Below are 16,400 nucleotides of genomic sequence, written 5' to 3'. Positions count from 1 at the left end.
GGAACAACCGTAGTCACTGGGTGGCGCGATTCTACGGGAAACTGTCGACAATGTTAAGTTGGCCCCGTTGAGCGGGGTCCTAGACTTTGGTCGTCGCAATGTTTGCTGAACTACAGGGTGCCACCCAAGGCAGGGCGCGTTACCATTGGCCGAGTGAACAATGGGAGAGTGGGATGTGCGCACGTATCGCCTCGCCCTGCGTGGGGCTCTGCTCGACGACGCTGGGCGATCCGGTGTGCCGGGGCTGCCAGCGAACGGACGACGAGATCGTGGGCTGGATGGCCTTGTCCGCCGCTCAGCGCGATAGCCGCATGGCGGAGCTGGATGCCTTGCGCGAGCGGGTGGCCGGGCGTTTTCTGTACGTCGCAGACGAAGCCTGTCTGGAAGCGCAGCTACAACGCTACCGCATTCGCTTTCGCCCCGAGCAGCCGCCGCTGTCGCGGGCGGTGGAATTGCTGCGGGTCGGCCGCGATCGCATCCGCGAGCTGCAGCGCTACGGCCTGGTGCCGCAGCAGAGCGTCGCCGGGCTCAGCGCTGCCGAGCTACATGCACGACTCAGCGAGCAGCTACTGGAGGAGGCGAGCGAGCGTCGCCGCCCGAGCCAGACGCCGATTCCCCATCGTTGCTTGCCCGATCCAGAATACCGAGCCTGAAAATGTCCGAGACCCCCGAAGCCACCCACTCAGACGTCGAGCTGCCGCCGGGCCTGCTCGCCTTCCTCGCCTGCCCTACGCCGGATGCCTGGATCGCGTGGGCGCTGGACAATCCCGAACTGCTGCTGATCGACCACGCCCAGTGCGAGAAGAAAGCTGCCTCGACTGCGATGAGCCTGCTTTATCGCTATGTCGACCAACCGCTGCTGTTGACCAAGATGTCACAGCTGGCGCGCGAGGAGCTGCTGCATTTCGAACAGGTGGTCAAGCTGATGGAGACGAGAGGCATCGAATACCGCCATCTCAGTGCTTCACGCTACGCCGAAGGTCTGCGCCAGCACATCCGTCCTCAAGAACCGGAGCGACTTGTCGATATTCTCATCATAGGGGCCTTCATCGAGGCGAGAAGCTGCGAGCGTTTCGCCAGGCTGATCCCTCACCTCGATACCGAGCTGGCCCGTTTCTATCGCTCGCTGGTCAAGTCGGAAGGACGGCACTACGAAGATTACCTCATGCTGGCGCGGTATCTTTCGTCGGGTCCCATTGACAAGCGGGTGGATTTCTTTGCCGAATGCGAAGCACAACTAATAGTCACGCCGGACACGGCGTTTCGTTTCCATAGTGGCGTGCCGGCTTGATGCCGCCACTTTGCCATGCAGGGTTCCGTCATGCAGGACGCTTCAGTAATCGTGCATAACAGCGAAGGTGATCATCTAGCGTTGTTCGGCCAGTTCTCGCTGGCACTGGGTGATGATGTACTGACCCAGTTCAGCTATGACAAGGTCAAGGCGCTGCTGGTCTATCTGCTGTTGCACCAACAGCCAGTCAATCGGGCCAGCCTGGCCGAGCTGCTATGGCCTGATCAGGGGCTCTCCTCGGGACGTACCAACCTTCGCCATGCCCTCCATTGCCTGCGCCAGTCGCTGGGTGAGGAGGCCGAGCGCGTGCTGGTCGTTTCGCGCCAGACCATCGCCTTCCGCCGGCCCGAGAGCTGGCGCTTCGATCTGCATGAACTTCAGCAACTGCTGGAAGGCGCGCAGGACGTGGCGACTCTCGAACAGCTTCTGCGGCGCTATCGTGGTGACCTGGTGGAGGAGCTGCAACTGCCGGCTTGCACCGAATTCCAGCGCTGGCTGGTGCAGCTGCGCAACGAATGGCGCCAGCGCGTGATTCGCTTTGCCGAGGGCGTGCTCGAGCGCAGCGAGGAAGTGCCCGATGCGCTGTTGCAGACCCTGGTCAGCCGTTTCTCCGGCTACGGGCCTTTCCATGGGCGCCTGGTGCGCCAGCTCGCCGAGCAGGGCCAGTTGGCTGCCGCCCACGAGCAGTACAACGCCTACCTGCAGCTGCTGGCACTTTCCGGCCAGCAGCCCGAGCCCAATTTCCTGCAGCTGGCGCGCTACTGGTCGGATGGCAATCCCGATCTGCAAAGCCTGTCGCCGCAGGGGGCTTTCTCACGCACGCTGGCGGCGGGAAGCTCGCCGCTGCGCGAGGATGAGATCGAGCAGCGCCAGCTGTCGGTGATGGCCATCCGCCTGCGGGTGAAGGGCGATTTTTCTGCCCGCGACGAGACCCGCGCCTGCCTCGCGTTGCAGATCGAACTGATGCGCTGGCTGGAGCAGCAATGCCACCACTTGGGAGGTTTCTGGCTGCCCGGGGCGACCGGCGGTCTGGGGCTGGCCTGTTTTGGCACCCATGGCCCGGCGCACCAGTTGGCCGAACTGGTGGCACTCTACGAGCACTGCCGACGAGTGCTGCCCGACGAGGTGGCGCGCCACTGGAGCGGCGAAGGCGAAGCTCCGCGCATCGAATTGGCGGCCGGCCTCAACAGTGGCCGTGTCGTCTATTTGCCCGAGCGTCAGCTGGTCGACCCGCTGGGCCAGGTGACCCAGGGCTCGCTGGACTTGATGTGCGCCGCCGAGGGCAGCGAGCTGGTCATCTCCCAGGAGGCAAGCCAGCACATGCCGCCGGCCCTGGACCTGCAGCCGCGTCTCTCCTCGCGGCTGGTGGCGAGCGATGGCCGCGTACGGCTGCGCGCGCTGGTGCTGGGCCACAACGAAGGCGGCCGTGATGCCATGCCGCCGAGTCTGGTCGGTCGCGAGGCATCGCTGCGCGTACTGCGCGATGCCCTGGCGCGCGCCGGCATCGGTTTGCGCCAGAGCGTATTGGTCCGGGGCGCATCCGGCATGGGCAAGTCGGCGTTGATGGTCGGGTTTCGCCAGCTCGAGCTGAGCCGTGACGCGGCCATCTGCTGGCAGCCCACCACCCGCCTGTCGGTACTGGAGCCCTACGGCGTGGCTCGCACGCTGCTGCGCTGGCGGCTCGACGGCAAGCTCGACCAGGAGGGGCTCGTGGACCTGGTCAGCCAGTGTGAACTCACGCTGAGCCCGGAACAGCTGGACCTGCTGGAGGAGGCGCTGGGCGTCAGGGAGTCGCCTGAGGTGGCGCAACTGGCCAAGAGCGGCGAAGCGGTGGACCTGGTCGTGGCCCTACTGTGCCGGGCCATCGAGCGACAGGCCGTCGAGCGCACCCAGGTGCTGATGATCGACGACCTGCAGTGGCTCGACGAACCGTCGTTCCGCGTGCTGGCAGGCCTGCAGGCGCGCCTGCCGATCAACTGCGCCTTCTTGCTGGTCGCCAGCCACCATGGCCGTGAGGCCCTGCCCACGCGCTTGCACTGGGATCAGCAGGTCACCCTGAGTCATCTCGATGCGATGCAGTCGTCACGGCTGCTGTCGCAACTGGCCCGGCGCTACCGGCTGCACCTCAGCCCTCGCTTGCGCGGTCAGATCATCGAACGCTGTGATGGCGTCCCGCTCTATATGCAGGAGATCTGCCGACGCCTGGAAATGGATCGGCGCGAAGGTCGTAGCGTGCACCTCGATGAGCTGCCCCGTGGCCTGCTCGGTCTGCTCGCCGGACGTATCGATCAACTCGATGGCGATCGTGAGGTAGCCCATGTCGCTGCCGTACTAGGGCGTCGCTTCCGCCTCGACTTCCTGGCCGAGTGCAGTGGCTGGGACATGACTCAGCTCAACCGCGCCCTGGAGCAGATGCGCCGACTCGAGATCATCGAGCCCGCCGGGGGCGAGGGCGGTTGTCGCGAGTACCAGTTCAGTCACCAGTTGCTGCAGGAGGCGGCCTACCTCTCTTGCCCTCGCGATGTTCGGGTGCGTATCCACCGTCAGGTGGTCAGCCTCATCGAGGAGCGCTTCCCGATGTGGATCGGCCGGCACCCGGGAGACTTCGCCACCCACCTGCGGCGCAGTGGTCACTATGCTCGCGGCGCACGCTACTTCGAACTGGCGGCGCGCGAGGCGCTCAAGGTCAGCGCCAACCGAACCGCGCTGAAGATGGCCGATTTCGGCCTGGCCAGCCTGCGTCACGTCGAGAACCAGGCGGAGCGCGAGATCAGCCTGCTGACCGTGCGCGGCCAGGCCGCCTTCGCCCTCGAGGGGCACGGTTCGCCAACCGCCCATGAGAGCTTCGTACGCGCCCGCGAACTGCTGGTGCAGAACGGAGGTTGTCATGCCGAAGACGCCGAGGATCTGGAGCAGGCCTTCCTGGTCAAGTGGGGGTTGTGGGTTGGCTGCAGCCAGCGTCATGCTCATGCCGATGCCTTCTCGCTCGCCGCCAGCCTGGCTTCCATTGCCGGCCGGCTCGAGGATCCCCGTTACCAGCGCTTGGCCGACTATGCCCGGGCCAACTGTGAATACTGGGCGGGACGCATCCGGCAGGCCTATGAACACCTCGATGAGATCGCGCCGCTGGAACAACCGATGATCATCGAGTGGCTGCCATTTTCCGAACATCCCCAGGTGGCCGCAGCCTGTTTCCAAGGCTGGGCGATCTGCCTGCGCGGCGACTACCGGCGCGCCGAGCAGCAGGTCGAAGCGGCGATTCGCCTGGCCGAGAGGATCGGGCATCCCGGCTCGCTGGCCATGGCGCTGCTGTTTGCCGCTGCGCTCTACCGTCAGCTCGGCCATGTTCACCTGGCGGCGCGCCGCGCCGAGCAGGCCGTGGCCCTGACCGAAACCCCCGATCTGCACCTGTGGCAGGTGTCGGCCCAGGGTATTCTTGGCTGGCGTCGGGCGCTATCGGGCGATCGCGATGGCCTGTCGATGATGGAGCTGGCGCAGGAGGAACTCGGTGAGATCACCGGCCGTGATCGCTATCACCGCCCCACGTTGTGGTACAGCGACGCCTGCCTGGCGCTGGACGAGCTGCCCCGGGCCGAGGATTACCTGGATCAATGCCTGATGATCGCACGCGAGCGTAGCACTCTGTTCGCCTCCGAACTGGCGGTTCAGCTCGCACGTGTTCGCCACCGCCTCGGGCGTCCGGCGAATGAGATACGACTGCTGGTGGAGCAGGCACTGGAGTGCGCTCTCCTGCACGAAAATCGCCATCAGGAGTTGTGTGCGCTGGAGGCGTGGTTGACGCTGATCGACAATCACGATGAAACCAAGCGCGAACAGTTTCGGACCCTGCTCGACAGCGTGAGTCATAGCGATGCGCCGGTGCTGATTCGATGGCGTACGCTACTCGATCGTCAGCTACCTCAGTCGAACAGTGCAGTTGGGCGCATGGTCGTCGGCAACGGCTAGGGTCAGGTCGAGGTGCCGCACTCGAGTAGGGCGATACGCTGCAATGCCTCGGTGCGGTCCTCGCCGCAAAGCTCGCTGTCGAAGGCGAATCGTTCACAGACCGCGGGCCGGCGTGAATCGCCGAATAGTCGGCAAAGGTTGTTCGCGTCGAGCTGCACGCAGCGTACACCGGCCGGCTTGCCGTGGGGCATGCCGGGTATCACTGAGCTTATCGAGGGCGCAATACAGCAGGCGCCGCAGCCGGGTCGGCAGCCCTTCTCCCGCGGAGTGCCCGCTGCTTCGTGCGGCTGGCTGCCTAAGCCGGGGCTCACGGCTTGGCCTCGGCAATCGCGCCCTTGTCGATCCCCTCGAATGCCTGCACCCGGGTGGGCTTTCCCGTCTCTTCTGCGATTTGCCGTGCCAACCAGGCAGCGATGTATTCGACCGTGGTCGGTGTATCGAGCAGGATGCAGCGTTCCAGTGGCAACCTCAGCTGGAAGCGGCCTTGCTCGGCGCGGTAGCGGCTGGTCAGGCTGGGGCGAATTTCGGGCTCGACCTGGTTGACGATGTCGGCTTTATCCACCAGGTAGCGGTCGTTCAGGTGGCTGGCCCACTGTGCTTCCAGCGCCGGGCAACGCTCACCGCGTTGCCACACGTGCAGGCGCGAGCGATGGCCATGGGCGATGCGCTGGCAGTTGCCGGCGTGGTGCTTGAGCCCGTGGCTGTAGGTATAGGCGGCTTCCTTGATGGATTCCTCACGCAGCCGTAGGCGTATGTCGCTGACCCGGGGAGGCGGGCGTTTCATCAATTCCCGGGCGAGAGAGTCGGCGAGCCGCTCGCGCGTGATTTCCTGCCAGGGCAGCAAGGTAAAGGCTTGGCGAGGTGCGCGAACCTCCATCGCGTAGGGTAGCGAGGTGCGAACGCAAATTCCCTCGCTGCATTCGCTGATGCTGATGCCGGGGGCACGGGTCGGCACCAGCAGTGTATGGTCGGCACCGGCGTCCAGGCGCGTCTTGATCCACGGCTTGACCAGGCCGAAGTCGAACAGCATGCCATCCTCGCCGAGTTCACCGTCGAGTTCGGCATCGACGAACCAGCTGACGCCGATCAGGCCGCGCTGCGGGCACCACAGCGAAGCGTCGAGCTGGGTCAGCCGATTGACGAATAGAGTCATCAGTCGATTCCCGTGATCTTGTGGGTCTGGAGCGATAGCCGCCACTGGGGATGGGACAGGCAATAGGCCACGGTCTTGTCCAGGTGGTTGGTTGCGTCAATTAGTGGCGCGGTATCCAAGGGCTGCAGGAAGAAATGCCGGAAGTCGAGATCGGTGAAGCGCTCGGGAGGAGCCTCCGCCTGAGGGTAGACCAGTTTGAGTTCGTCGCCGGCCGTCAGCGCAAGGGAAGTGGCAGCCTTGGGGCTGACACACAGCCAGTCGATACCGGCGGGGGCAGGCAGGGTGCCGTTGGTTTCCACCGCCACTTCGAAGCCTCGTGCATGCATGGCGCCGATCAGTGCCTCGTCGAGTTGCAGCAACGGCTCGCCGCCGGTGAATACCACATAGGGCGTGGCCATAGCGTCCTGATTTGGCCATAGCGCCGTCAGGTGGTCGGCGAGTGTGTCGGCATCGACGAAGCGCCCACCGTTCTGCCCATCGGTGCCGATGAAATCGGTATCGCAGAAGCGACAGGCGGCGCTTGCCCGATCCACCTCGCGCCCCGACCACAAATTGCAGCCGGAAAAGCGACAGAAGACGCTGGCGCGCCCGGCTCGTGCCCCCTCGCCCTGCAAAGAGTAGAAAGCCTCTTTTACGTGGTACATCAGCCGTTACCTCCCGCTGAGTCGCCGACGTTGGTATCGGGCGGCTGAGATGCGGCGGTTTCGGGTCGCTGTGATGCGGTGGTTTCGGGCCGCTGTGAATAGCCAAGAGGATCGACCACGCCGTTGGCGGCAAAGGCGGCGAGCCGTTCACGGCAGCTGCCGCAGCGGCCGCAGGCCAGTGTCTCGCCGCGATAGCAGGTCCAGGTGTCGGCATAATCGAGTCCCATGGCCAGCCCATCGGCAAGGATCTCTGCCTTGCTGGAGCGCAGGTAAGGCGCATGGATCTCGACCGGCTCGAAGTTGGCGATACCGGCCACCCTGTTCATGGCGTCGACGAATTCGGGGCGACAATCGGGGTAGAGCACATGGTCGCCGCCGTGGGCGCCGTAATCGACCCTTCCTGCGCCGATGTTCACCGCCTTGGCGATGGCCAGCGAAAGCAGCACCATGTTGCGGTTGGGCACTACCGTGGTGGTGAGGTTCTCCTCGCCATAGTCGCCTTCCGGCATGTCGCGGCTGGCATCGGTCAGCGCCGAGTTGTCGATCAGGCCATGAATTGCACGGATGTCGACCACCTGGTGCGGTACGCCGAGCGTGCGACAGACCCTGGCGGCGACTTCGAGTTCGCGGACGTGGCGCTGACCATAGTCGAAGGAGAGGGCGTGAACCTCGCGCTCCTCGCGCAGGGCGCGGTGCAGGACGGTGAAGGAGTCCATGCCGCCGGAGTAGATCACCACGGAGGCGTTGGGGGAAGCGTTGGGCATAGTGAGACTCTGAGTCGGAGAATTTATCACTCCCGCCCATGGCGGGGTGCCGGGATCCGGTCCGGCGCGCATCATTCTACTTGACCGGAAAGACAAGTGCACGTGGCTTGGTGGTGCTGGTGCGGCGCGCATGCTGCTATAATCCAGCCCCATATCAGCGCCCAGGCGCTGTCTGAAAAGTCGGAGAGCGAAGGCCAGACAAGGCAAGAATCGACGAAAGGACGGAGTTTACGGGAGGTAAATGAGTACCTTGAGTCGATTTTTAACGCCGTATGGCCGAGCGCAGCCAGTTTTCAGGCAGTGACTCGCCATCGTCCTGACAACGGTGACCCCACATGAAAGCTCCCGAACTGCTCTCCCCGGCGGGGACGTTCAAGAACATGCGCTATGCCTTCGCCTATGGCGCCGATGCCGTCTATGCCGGCCAGCCGCGCTATTCGTTGCGTGTGCGTAACAACGACTTCAAGCTCGACAACCTGCATCGCGGCATCGCCTACGCTCACGAGCGGGGCAAGCAGTTCTACGTGGCCTCCAACATCGCGCCGCACAACAGCAAGCTCAAGACCTACCTGCGCGACATGGAGCCGGTGATCGAGGCCGGCCCCGACGCACTGATCATGTCAGACCCAGGGCTGATCATGATGATCCGTGAGCGCTGGCCCGAGCAGGTGATCCATCTCTCGGTGCAGTCCAACGTGGTCAACTGGGCCGCGGCGAAATTCTGGTACAAGCAGGGCATCAGCCGCATCATCCTGTCGCGGGAGCTATCGCTGGAGGAGATCGCCGAGATCCGCGCCGAGTGCCCCGAACTCGAGATCGAGACCTTCGTCCACGGCGCGCTTTGCATCGCCTATTCGGGGCGCTGCCTGCTCTCCGGTTACTTCAATCACCGTGATCCCAACCAGGGCACCTGCACCAACGCCTGCCGCTGGCAGTACAACACCGTGGCCGCGGCACAGGACGAGACCGGCGACCTGGTGCCGGCCAACTCGGCGGCGGCGCATGCCGCAAGTGGTGTCTGGACACCCGGCCAGGGCGGCCTGATCGCCTCGGGCGGCGGCAGTACCACTCACAGCACGGCGACGGCCGGTGGCGTGGAGGGGCAGGACGAGCTTTCCGCCTTGATCGAGGATGCCACCCGGCCGGGCGAGCTGATGCCGATCTTCGAGGACGAGCATGGCACCTACATCATGAACTCGAAGGATCTGCGTGCCGTACAGCACGTGCCCAGGCTCACCGAGATGGGTGTGACCTCGCTCAAGATCGAAGGACGTACCAAGTCGCACTACTACGTAGCGCGCACCGCCCAGGTTTATCGTCGCGCCATCGACGACGCCGTGGCCGGGCGGCCGTTCGACATGCGCCTGATGGACGAACTCGATAACCTGGCCAACCGTGGTTATACGGAAGGCTTCTATCGCCGCCATGTCCACGACGAGTATCAGAACTACGAGCGCGGCAACTCGGTGGGTGTGCATCAGCAGTTCGTCGGCGAGGTAATCGGCTACGACCCGGATCGCGGCGTGCTGGAAGTAGACGTCAAGAACCGCTTCGAGAAGGGAGATGGCATGGAGCTGATGCTGCCTGGTGGCAACCGGCGTTTTACTCTCGAGCACATCGAGAACAAGCATGGCGAATCGGTGCAGGCAGCACCCGGCTCGGGCCATGTGGTGCGCATCCCTGTGCCCGGAGATGCCATCGCGCCGGAACGCATCGAGTTCGCACTGCTGATGCGCGACCTGAAGGGCTGAGCCTGGCGGATCTCATCTCACCAGGATCGGTTCGACACGAGAGAGGGCGGCCAAGCGGCCGCCCTCTCTGTACCGCAGGAAGCATCTGCAGTACGACGATCACCCGGATTGATCGCTTTCCATCATGAAGAGGGGCCGGACTCTTCGTAGTGTCCCACGCCGTCGCGGCCGTCATGCTTGACCCCGTACATGGCCTGATCGGCGGCATCGACCAGTGATGCCGCATCTTCGAATTCGCCATCCTCCAGGTCGACGATGCCGATCGACGCCGTTACGTGGAGCGGCTTGCCATCGGCCTGTGTCAGCGGCTGACTGGCAAGATATTCACGTATGCGCTCGGCCAGGATGCCAGCCTGTTGCCTGCTCGTATTGGGCATGATGACCAGGAACTCTTCGCCGCCGTAACGTCCGGCGATATCGCTCTCGCGCACCATGTTGCTGAGTGCCGCGGCGAAGTGGATCAGCACTTCGTCGCCGAAGCGATGCCCGAAACGGTCATTGATGCACTTGAAGTGGTCGAGGTCGATGAACATCACTGAGAGCGGCTGGCGCGCCCGTTTGGCGCAGTCGAAGTGCTGCCCGAGGCGCTTCTCCAGCCAGGGGCGATTGACAAGTTGGGTAAGGTGATCGATGCGATGCTGCTCGTCGAGCACCACATGGCTGGCATGCAGCGCCTCCAACTCCCGCTGCTGTTCGGCGAGGCGAATGGTCATTTTCAGGTTCTGTTCGAACAGCAGTTCCTTGGCTTCGGCGAGCAGGTGGGTGCTGTCGATGGCTGGCGGGCAGGTGATCTCGAACAGGCGTGCCAGCGAAGGCAAGCGGTGCTGCAGTTCCTGCATCACCGTCATCAGCATGACGATGTCCAGCGAGGCGATCGAAGCGAGCTGGCGCAGCAGGGCGCTGAAAGCGGAAGCCGAGTCGGCCGCCAGCCAGCAGTCGGCGATGCGGCAGGAGAGGCGCAGGCAGAGTTTGTGAGCATCGCCGTCGGCCAGTGGGCCATGACTGTTGATGATGCCGGCCGCGATGGGGCCGGGCACTCCCCAGCTCGCAGCAAGCCACGAGCCGACCAGGGCATGGTCGCAGCCGTAGCGCTCGTTCTCGGCCTCGCTCAGCTTCTGGTGCTGGCGAACATCGGGGATGTGCGTGGCATAGGCTTCGCCATCCAAGGCCTCGAAGGCCAATATGCCAATGTCCTGCAGTAGCGCGGTGGTGAATAGCTGCGGTGCCTCGTGTGGGCAGAGATGCTGGGCCAGCTCCTGGGTAGCAGAGGCTGCGATGATGGCGCGCTGGCACAGGTACTCGTGATCGAGGACGGCGTTGGCACCGGGGCGGGGAAGGCCGAAGCTCAAGGCTATCGCCAGGGTGGCGTCCAGGCCGATGCGCGAGACACCATCCAGGCAGGTGGAGACTGGGTTTCCACCCCGTGAATAAGAGGCGCTATTGGCCATGGAGAGGAGTCGCAGGGTGAGCGCGGGATCCTGTTCAATAGTGCGAGCGTAGTCGGTGAGACACGGCTCGGGGGAGCGCGCAATGGCGATCACCCGTGCTGCCGCCGCCGGCAGGCTGGGCAAGGTACGGCACTCGGCCAGGCGGGTGCGCAGGGGTTCGGGCAAGGGGGGGAGCTGTAGGGTGGCGAGGCCGGCAAGGCCAGAAGAGTCCGCTATCGATATCCTATCGATCGGCATATTTTTCCCGCCCATGCTGTTTCTTGTTGTTCCCGGCCTAGCCTAGCAGAACGGCCCATGATCAAGCGTTTGAGGACCTAGTTCTTCCTCAACGATGTATCGAGGTGGTCGACGACTTCTGCCCAGTCGGCGTCATCCTCCAGCGCCGTTTCGAGGAATTCGGCCTGCGCGGCGCTCCAGAAGGGGGCTTCGTAGAGTGCCATGGTCGGGGGCAGCGGAGCGTGCCGTTCAATGAAGGCCTGAATCGAGGCTTCATCGGCGGGTAGGCCGAGCTGCTCGAAGAGTTCGGTGAAGGGGTGCACGGGAGGCTCCATGTCGCAACTCCTTAGGCCTGCAGTTTCGGTTCACTACATTCAACTTAGCTTGGCTGCAGTAGGAAGTCAGCCACTCAACGCTCACCTATCAACGGGGTCAGGAAGCGTCGGCGACGCTCCTGGTCGTCAAGTGGCTGTGCCAGTAGGTGGACAAGCTTTGTCATGGCCGCCTCCGGGGTCATCGTATCGCCCGAGAGTACGTTGGCCTGCAGCAGCCCCTGGCCGGCAGCGTAATGTCCGGGGGCGACGCCGCCGATGGGACACTGGCTGATTGCTGCGATGAGCTTGCCTTCACCGCTGGCCCTGGCCAGAACACCGATCAGTTCGGGGTCCGGCGGGACGTTGCCTCCGCCCCATACCTCGAGCAGCGCGCCCCGCACACGTGTGTCACCAAGCCAGGCGTCGAGCTGCCAGGCCTGGACCCCGGGCCAGAGTACGAATCTGACCACGCCGCCATCGGCCAGCGCCGAGTAATCCGGCAGTTCGAAGCGAGGCGCCCCGCGCTGCTGAGTCTCGAGTCCACGGCCAGGGTAGAGGATCACGTCGTCGTCGATGCGTTCCCCCAGCACGGGGTAGTTGGGGCTGGCGAAGGCGTCGTCGGCCTCGCTATGGGTCTTGCGCGTGCGAACGCCGCGTAGCAGGCGGCCGGCGAAGGCCACGGTGACTTCCTGCAGCTCCGGCTTGGCGGCGTAGCGCAGGGCCAGTTCGATGTTGTCGAGCGCGTCGCTGCCTTCGGCTTCGAGCGGTTGCATGGCGCCGGTGACGACCACGGGACGATCCAGTCCCTGGAGCTGGTAGGCCAGGCTCGAAGCGGTCCACGACAGTGTGTCGGTCCCATGCAGCACGACCACGCCGGAATACTCACGCACGCTTTCGGCAATGAGCCCGCCCAACCGCTGCCAGTCACTCGGGTTGGCTGCGCTCGAGTCGATGGGGACGTCTACCGACCGGAGCGTGAAGCGAGGGAGACGTGCCTGGCGACTTGGCGGCAGGCCGGCCAGGGCGTGTCTGACCCTCGCCTCGATATCGCCCCCTGGGGCCAACCCTTCGGCACTGGGCACCATGCCCAGGGTGCCGCCGGTGTAGAGCACCAGCACGGGGCGATCGACGAAGGGAGGTTCGTTCATGGCAGATCCTGATAATGAAATGTTCACGGGAGGCAGCGAAGGGCGCGCAGCGACAATGATACCGGGAGTCGCTCAGGATCTCACTCGTCGGCCTCGACCCTTGCGCCTTCGGCGACCCGGTCGCCGGGATGCGTGATCAAGGTTTCATTCTCGTTGAGGCCGGCAAGTATCTGGGAAACGAGCCCTTGGCGACGGCCCACCTCCACCGTGCGGCGGACAGCACGGCCATCTTCTACTACGAACACCGCCCACTCTCCATCATGGCGAAACAGCCCACTGGTAGGGATCTGCAGGACTTGCTCCGCCTCCCAAATCAGAAATTCGGCATCCACGCGAAAGCCGCTGCCAAGGCCAAGCGTGGCGAGGTCGAGCCTGGGGGAGAAATCCACGATCACCGGCACCCGTTGCTCGTCCACGCCCAGTGCCGAGGTGCGGGTGAAGCCGGAAGGGGCGATGCGCCTGACTTCTCCTTTCAGCGGCTCGCCGCCCCAGCCGGTGATGTTGACGGCCATCCCTGGACGCAATCTCACGGCATCCATGGAGAGCAGGTCGACCTGGATCTCAAGGTCGTCGAGGCTGCCGAGTTCGAGGATCGGGTCGCCGGCGGAGACGCTGCCTTCGCAGCAGCGGTAGCGTGTCAGCACCAGCCCGGTTACAGGTGCGCGGACTTGCAACTTAGGTTGATCCGCATCGCTGCGCTGGCCGCTTGCTACCGCCAGCAGTGCCCGAGCGCTTTCGACTTCGAAGCGAGCCACTTCGACGCCGGAAGCTGCAGAATTCTCCAGCGCGCGGAGTCGGTCGCGCTGGTTCTGGCGCTGCTCCAGTTCGGCGGTGGAGACGAGGTTACGCTGATGCAACTGCCGGTAGCGCTGATATTCGGCTTCGGCGAAGCGTCGGTCGGCCCGGGCCGTTTCGAGGTTGGCTTGAGCGGCCTGGAATCGGGCCTGTGCGGCCTGTAGGTTGTCTTCGGCCTGCTGGCGGGTGCGCACGTCCAGCGCCGGTGCCGGACTCGGCTCGAGCTGGAACAGTATCTGGCCTTCCTCGACATTGTCCCCTACTTCGAGGGTGACGCGCTGGAGGTAACCTGCGATAGGCGCCGAGACGTTCCAGGTGTTGCGCAGTTGAGTGCGTCCCTCCTCGATGACCGAATCGATGAAGGGGCCCACCGTGACCCGGGCCACGTTGACCGGAACTGGTGAGGGGCGCAACGCCCAGGCCAGTAGCCCGAGCAGTCCGAGCCCCAACGCCCCCCAAACCACGTGACGGGGCCACGTGCGGCGTGTACTCATTCTTTCAACCTCTCGTATATAGAGACCATGAGTTCATCACTCGACGGCCTTGAGGACGCGCAGCTTGTCGAGGCGGCCGAGACGCCGAAACACCAAGATGCCGACCACGAGCGAAGCGACCAGGACGCCAGCGGCAGCGAAGCCGAAGATCTGTGGGGTGAAGACCAGCGGTATGCGGAACAAGTCATTGCTGAAGGCCTTATGCAGCAGGCGAATGAAGACGATGCCGATGGCCCAGCCCAGCGGGATTGCCGCCAGGGAGAGCAGGGCTATCTCTCCGAGCAGTATGCGTGCCACTTCCGAACGCGTGTAACCCAGCACTTGCAGCGTTGCCAGCTCCCTGGCGCGCTCGGCAAAGGCGATGCGGGAATTGTTATAGACCACGCCGAAGGCAATCGAGGAGGCAATGCCGACGAAGATCACCGCGACCATCAGCAGCGTCTCGTCCATGTATTCGCGAATGCCCCGTTCGGCCTCGGTGAGTAGGCCGATCGATGTCACGGCGGGCATATCCCACAGCGCGGCATGCAGTTCGCTCGTGTACGCCGTGTCCGCCAGCAGCCAGGCACCGCTGATCGCAGGACCCTCGCGCATCAGTGCGTCGAGGGTGTCGCGGCGCAGGTAGGCGCCCACGCCCAGAGGTTCCTCCACCAGGGCCGTCAAGGGCAGGTGAAGACGCTCGCGGCGTCCCTCCATGATGACCACTTCCAATTCGTCACCGATCTTGGCGCCCAGTAGCTCGGCCAGATGACGCGTCAGCATGATGCCCGTCTCGGGCAGTTGCTGAGGGCGGCCGCTGGCATCGAGTACACGACGCAGCCTCGGGGTGGGCTCCATGCCCAGCAGGCTGGTGCGGTACTGGCGATGGCCGTGTATCAGGGTCACGGGCACCCGGCGCCAAGTCTCCACCGCCAGCACACCAGGCTGATGGCGAAGTTCACCGGCTGCGCGTGTCGGAGTAGGCTCGTTGAAGGTGAGCTCGATGTCCATCTGCAACACCTGGCGGTACTGCTGATCGATCATCTCGTTCACCGCTGCGAGCTGGTAGGCGCCGATCATCAGCAGCCCCGCAGAGAGGGCGATTCCAACTACGGAAAAGCCGGCCTTGATCGGATATCGAGCCAGGTTGCGCACTACGATGCGTCCCTCGTTGCCGAGCAGGGCTACCGGCACCAGGCGTTCCAGCCAGCTGCGCCGGAAGCGGTGTGGTGCGGGCGGGCGCATGGCTTCGGCTGGTGGGCGGCTGACCGCACGCCATACCGCATGCCAAGTACCGGCCAGGGCGGCGCTCAGCGTCACCAGAAGCGACAGGGCCAGCACCCAGCCCGGTACGCCGAAGCGCATCTCGGGGAAGCGGAAATACTCGCGGTAGACCCCAGCCAGGCCGCTGGCGGCCCAGGCGCCAAGTGCCACGCCCAGGGCCCAGCCGACCAGCACGATCAGCGCCGCCAGCAGGCCGTAGTGACGGGCCAATTCACCATCGCGGTAACCGAAGGCCTTGAGCACGGCCAACTGCTCACGCTGGGTCTGGATGATGCGTCCCATTACCACGTTAAGTAGAAATGCCGATACCGACAGGAAGATCGCCGGCAGTACGGTAGCCATGATGCGCTGCTGGTTCAGTTCCTCCTCGATGAAGCGATGCGACTGCTGGTCGTGACGGGTCTGGGCCCCAAGGGCACCATAGCGGGCCAAGGCCAGCTCCAGGGCATCGCTGACATCGGCCTCGCTGGCCCCTGCCTGAAGCGTCAGGGTCAGGCTGTTGAAAGCCCCTTCCATGCCATGGGCTCGGGAGAGCGCTCGCTGGTTCATCCACAGCACGGCATAGCGGCGATAGTCTGGCATCAGGTCGGTAGGAGCGGCCTGGAAGAGGAATTCGGGGCTCAGAGCAATACCGACCAGGGTCAGTCGTGTGCGGCGGCCGTTGACGATTGCCTCCAGCTCGTCCCCGGGGGCCAGGCCATGCGCTTCGGCGAAGGCGTCTGACACCACCACCTGATCGTCACGCCCGGCCTCCGGGAGGTTGCCCGCCAGCAGATGCAGGCGATTGAGCAGCGGCTGGCGTCCGTCGGGCAGCGACAGCAGCTGGCCGCGCACGGGGTCGCTGTAGCCGGGTACCGCCAGGCGCACTGCAGCGCGCACCCGGGGTTCGATCAGATTGACGCCATCGAGCCGTTGCAGCTGTTCCAGCATGCCCAGGGGGGCTCGCTTGACCTCGACGAATAACTCAGCGAAGCGATGACTGGCGTAGAAACGGTCTCGGGCGCCGGACAGCGATTCCAGGGTGGTCACGGCAAGGACCAGGGTCATGACGCCGCTGGCGATGACCATGGCAATGGCCAGCGCCTGTCCCTTGAGACGCCACAGGTCGCGATAGAGCTTGCGGTCGAGAGTCTGCATCGTAGGCGTCGCCGAA

Annotated in this window: 13 protein-coding genes; 4 read left to right on the top strand and 9 right to left on the bottom strand. The window is 64.5% G+C overall.

Annotated features, from left to right (window positions below; translation table 11 throughout):
• Positions 1 to 173 precede the first annotated feature (173 nt).
• From ACUY1T_RS02030 to ACUY1T_RS02020, 3 genes are read left to right on the top strand one after another with little or no spacing between them, the layout of a single operon-like run.
• A complete protein-coding gene (locus tag ACUY1T_RS02030; protein ID WP_446020046.1) occupies positions 174 to 653 on the top strand; it encodes a DUF1289 domain-containing protein in 480 nt (159 codons plus the stop codon).
• A 2-nt stretch (positions 654 to 655) separates the two neighbouring features.
• Positions 656 to 1,291: a tRNA isopentenyl-2-thiomethyl-A-37 hydroxylase MiaE gene (gene miaE / locus ACUY1T_RS02025; protein ID WP_446020045.1), complete on the top strand. Its 636-nt coding sequence runs from the start codon at positions 656 to 658 to the stop codon at positions 1,289 to 1,291.
• Between the two features lie 30 nt (positions 1,292 to 1,321).
• Positions 1,322 to 5,257 (top strand): AAA family ATPase, encoded by a 3,936-nt coding sequence (locus ACUY1T_RS02020; protein ID WP_446020044.1) that lies wholly within the window; start codon positions 1,322 to 1,324, stop codon positions 5,255 to 5,257.
• 2 nt (positions 5,258 to 5,259) lie between these two features.
• On the opposite strand, the gene ACUY1T_RS02015 is transcribed toward ACUY1T_RS02020, so the two are convergent.
• Genes ACUY1T_RS02015 through queC form a run of 4 tightly spaced genes read right to left on the bottom strand, consistent with a single transcriptional unit; the run spans position 5,260 to position 7,818 of the window.
• A complete protein-coding gene (locus ACUY1T_RS02015; protein ID WP_446020042.1) occupies positions 5,260 to 5,568 on the bottom strand; it encodes a YkgJ family cysteine cluster protein in 309 nt (102 codons plus the stop codon).
• Positions 5,565 to 6,410: a 6-carboxytetrahydropterin synthase gene (locus tag ACUY1T_RS02010; protein WP_446020040.1), complete on the bottom strand. Its 846-nt coding sequence runs from the start codon at positions 6,408 to 6,410 to the stop codon at positions 5,565 to 5,567. The genes ACUY1T_RS02015 and ACUY1T_RS02010 overlap by 4 nt, the downstream gene beginning before the upstream one ends.
• Positions 6,410 to 7,054 carry a 7-carboxy-7-deazaguanine synthase gene (gene queE, locus ACUY1T_RS02005; protein WP_446020039.1) on the bottom strand — a complete coding sequence of 215 codons (645 nt, stop codon included), beginning with the start codon at positions 7,052 to 7,054 and terminating at the stop codon, positions 6,410 to 6,412. The genes ACUY1T_RS02010 and queE overlap by 1 nt, the downstream gene beginning before the upstream one ends.
• Entirely contained in the window at positions 7,054 to 7,818 is a 765-nt protein-coding gene (gene queC / locus ACUY1T_RS02000) for a 7-cyano-7-deazaguanine synthase QueC (RefSeq protein ID WP_446020038.1), read from the bottom strand. Before queC ends, queE begins: the two co-directional genes overlap by 1 nt.
• Positions 7,819 to 8,153: 335 nt before the next feature.
• Here queC and trhP point away from each other — a divergent pair, with 335 nt between their 5' ends.
• The gene (trhP, locus tag ACUY1T_RS01995) at positions 8,154 to 9,569 is read left to right on the top strand and encodes a prephenate-dependent tRNA uridine(34) hydroxylase TrhP (RefSeq protein WP_446020037.1); all 1,416 of its coding nucleotides are present in this window, start codon (positions 8,154 to 8,156) and stop codon (positions 9,567 to 9,569) included.
• Between the two features lie 122 nt (positions 9,570 to 9,691).
• Here the strand turns inward: trhP and ACUY1T_RS01990 are convergent, their stop codons facing one another.
• The 5 genes from ACUY1T_RS01990 to ACUY1T_RS01970 form a co-directional block, all read right to left on the bottom strand.
• On the bottom strand, positions 9,692 to 11,254 hold the full coding sequence (locus tag ACUY1T_RS01990) for a sensor domain-containing diguanylate cyclase (protein WP_446020036.1): 1,563 nt from the start codon (positions 11,252 to 11,254) through the stop codon (positions 9,692 to 9,694).
• Positions 11,255 to 11,331: 77 nt separating this feature from the next.
• The gene (locus tag ACUY1T_RS01985) at positions 11,332 to 11,568 is read right to left on the bottom strand and encodes a DUF2789 domain-containing protein (protein WP_446020035.1); all 237 of its coding nucleotides are present in this window, start codon (positions 11,566 to 11,568) and stop codon (positions 11,332 to 11,334) included.
• A gap of 74 nt (positions 11,569 to 11,642) precedes the next feature.
• On the bottom strand, positions 11,643 to 12,695 hold the full coding sequence (locus ACUY1T_RS01980; protein WP_446020034.1) for an asparaginase: 1,053 nt from the start codon (positions 12,693 to 12,695) through the stop codon (positions 11,643 to 11,645).
• An 80-nt stretch (positions 12,696 to 12,775) separates the two neighbouring features.
• Entirely contained in the window at positions 12,776 to 13,984 is a 1,209-nt protein-coding gene (locus tag ACUY1T_RS01975) for an efflux RND transporter periplasmic adaptor subunit (protein ID WP_446020033.1), read from the bottom strand.
• Between the two features lie 36 nt (positions 13,985 to 14,020).
• A complete protein-coding gene (locus tag ACUY1T_RS01970; protein ID WP_446020032.1) occupies positions 14,021 to 16,384 on the bottom strand; it encodes an ABC transporter permease in 2,364 nt (787 codons plus the stop codon).
• Positions 16,385 to 16,400 lie beyond the last annotated feature (16 nt).

It is taken from the genome of Billgrantia sp. Q4P2 (genome assembly GCF_052806135.1).
This window is presented reverse-complemented; position numbering and strand designations above follow the sequence as displayed.

What these genes read in the sequence shown, in the direction of transcription:
- ACUY1T_RS02030 (WP_446020046.1), top strand. Translation starts at nt 174, where the DNA reads ATGTGCGCACGTATCGCCTCGCCCTGCGTGGGGCTCTGCTCGACGACG.
- miaE (WP_446020045.1), top strand. Translation starts at nt 656, where the DNA reads ATGTCCGAGACCCCCGAAGCCACCCACTCAGACGTCGAGCTGCCGCCG.
- ACUY1T_RS02020 (WP_446020044.1), top strand. Translation starts at nt 1,322, where the DNA reads ATGCAGGACGCTTCAGTAATCGTGCATAACAGCGAAGGTGATCATCTA.
- ACUY1T_RS02010 (WP_446020040.1), bottom strand. Translation starts at nt 6,410, where the DNA reads ATGACTCTATTCGTCAATCGGCTGACCCAGCTCGACGCTTCGCTGTGG.
- queE (WP_446020039.1), bottom strand. Translation starts at nt 7,054, where the DNA reads ATGTACCACGTAAAAGAGGCTTTCTACTCTTTGCAGGGCGAGGGGGCA.
- queC (WP_446020038.1), bottom strand. Translation starts at nt 7,818, where the DNA reads ATGCCCAACGCTTCCCCCAACGCCTCCGTGGTGATCTACTCCGGCGGC.
- trhP (WP_446020037.1), top strand. Translation starts at nt 8,154, where the DNA reads ATGAAAGCTCCCGAACTGCTCTCCCCGGCGGGGACGTTCAAGAACATG.
- ACUY1T_RS01990 (WP_446020036.1), bottom strand. Translation starts at nt 11,254, where the DNA reads ATGCCGATCGATAGGATATCGATAGCGGACTCTTCTGGCCTTGCCGGC.
- ACUY1T_RS01985 (WP_446020035.1), bottom strand. Translation starts at nt 11,568, where the DNA reads ATGGAGCCTCCCGTGCACCCCTTCACCGAACTCTTCGAGCAGCTCGGC.
- ACUY1T_RS01980 (WP_446020034.1), bottom strand. Translation starts at nt 12,695, where the DNA reads ATGAACGAACCTCCCTTCGTCGATCGCCCCGTGCTGGTGCTCTACACC.
- ACUY1T_RS01975 (WP_446020033.1), bottom strand. Translation starts at nt 13,984, where the DNA reads ATGAGTACACGCCGCACGTGGCCCCGTCACGTGGTTTGGGGGGCGTTG.
- ACUY1T_RS01970 (WP_446020032.1), bottom strand. Translation starts at nt 16,384, where the DNA reads ATGCAGACTCTCGACCGCAAGCTCTATCGCGACCTGTGGCGTCTCAAG.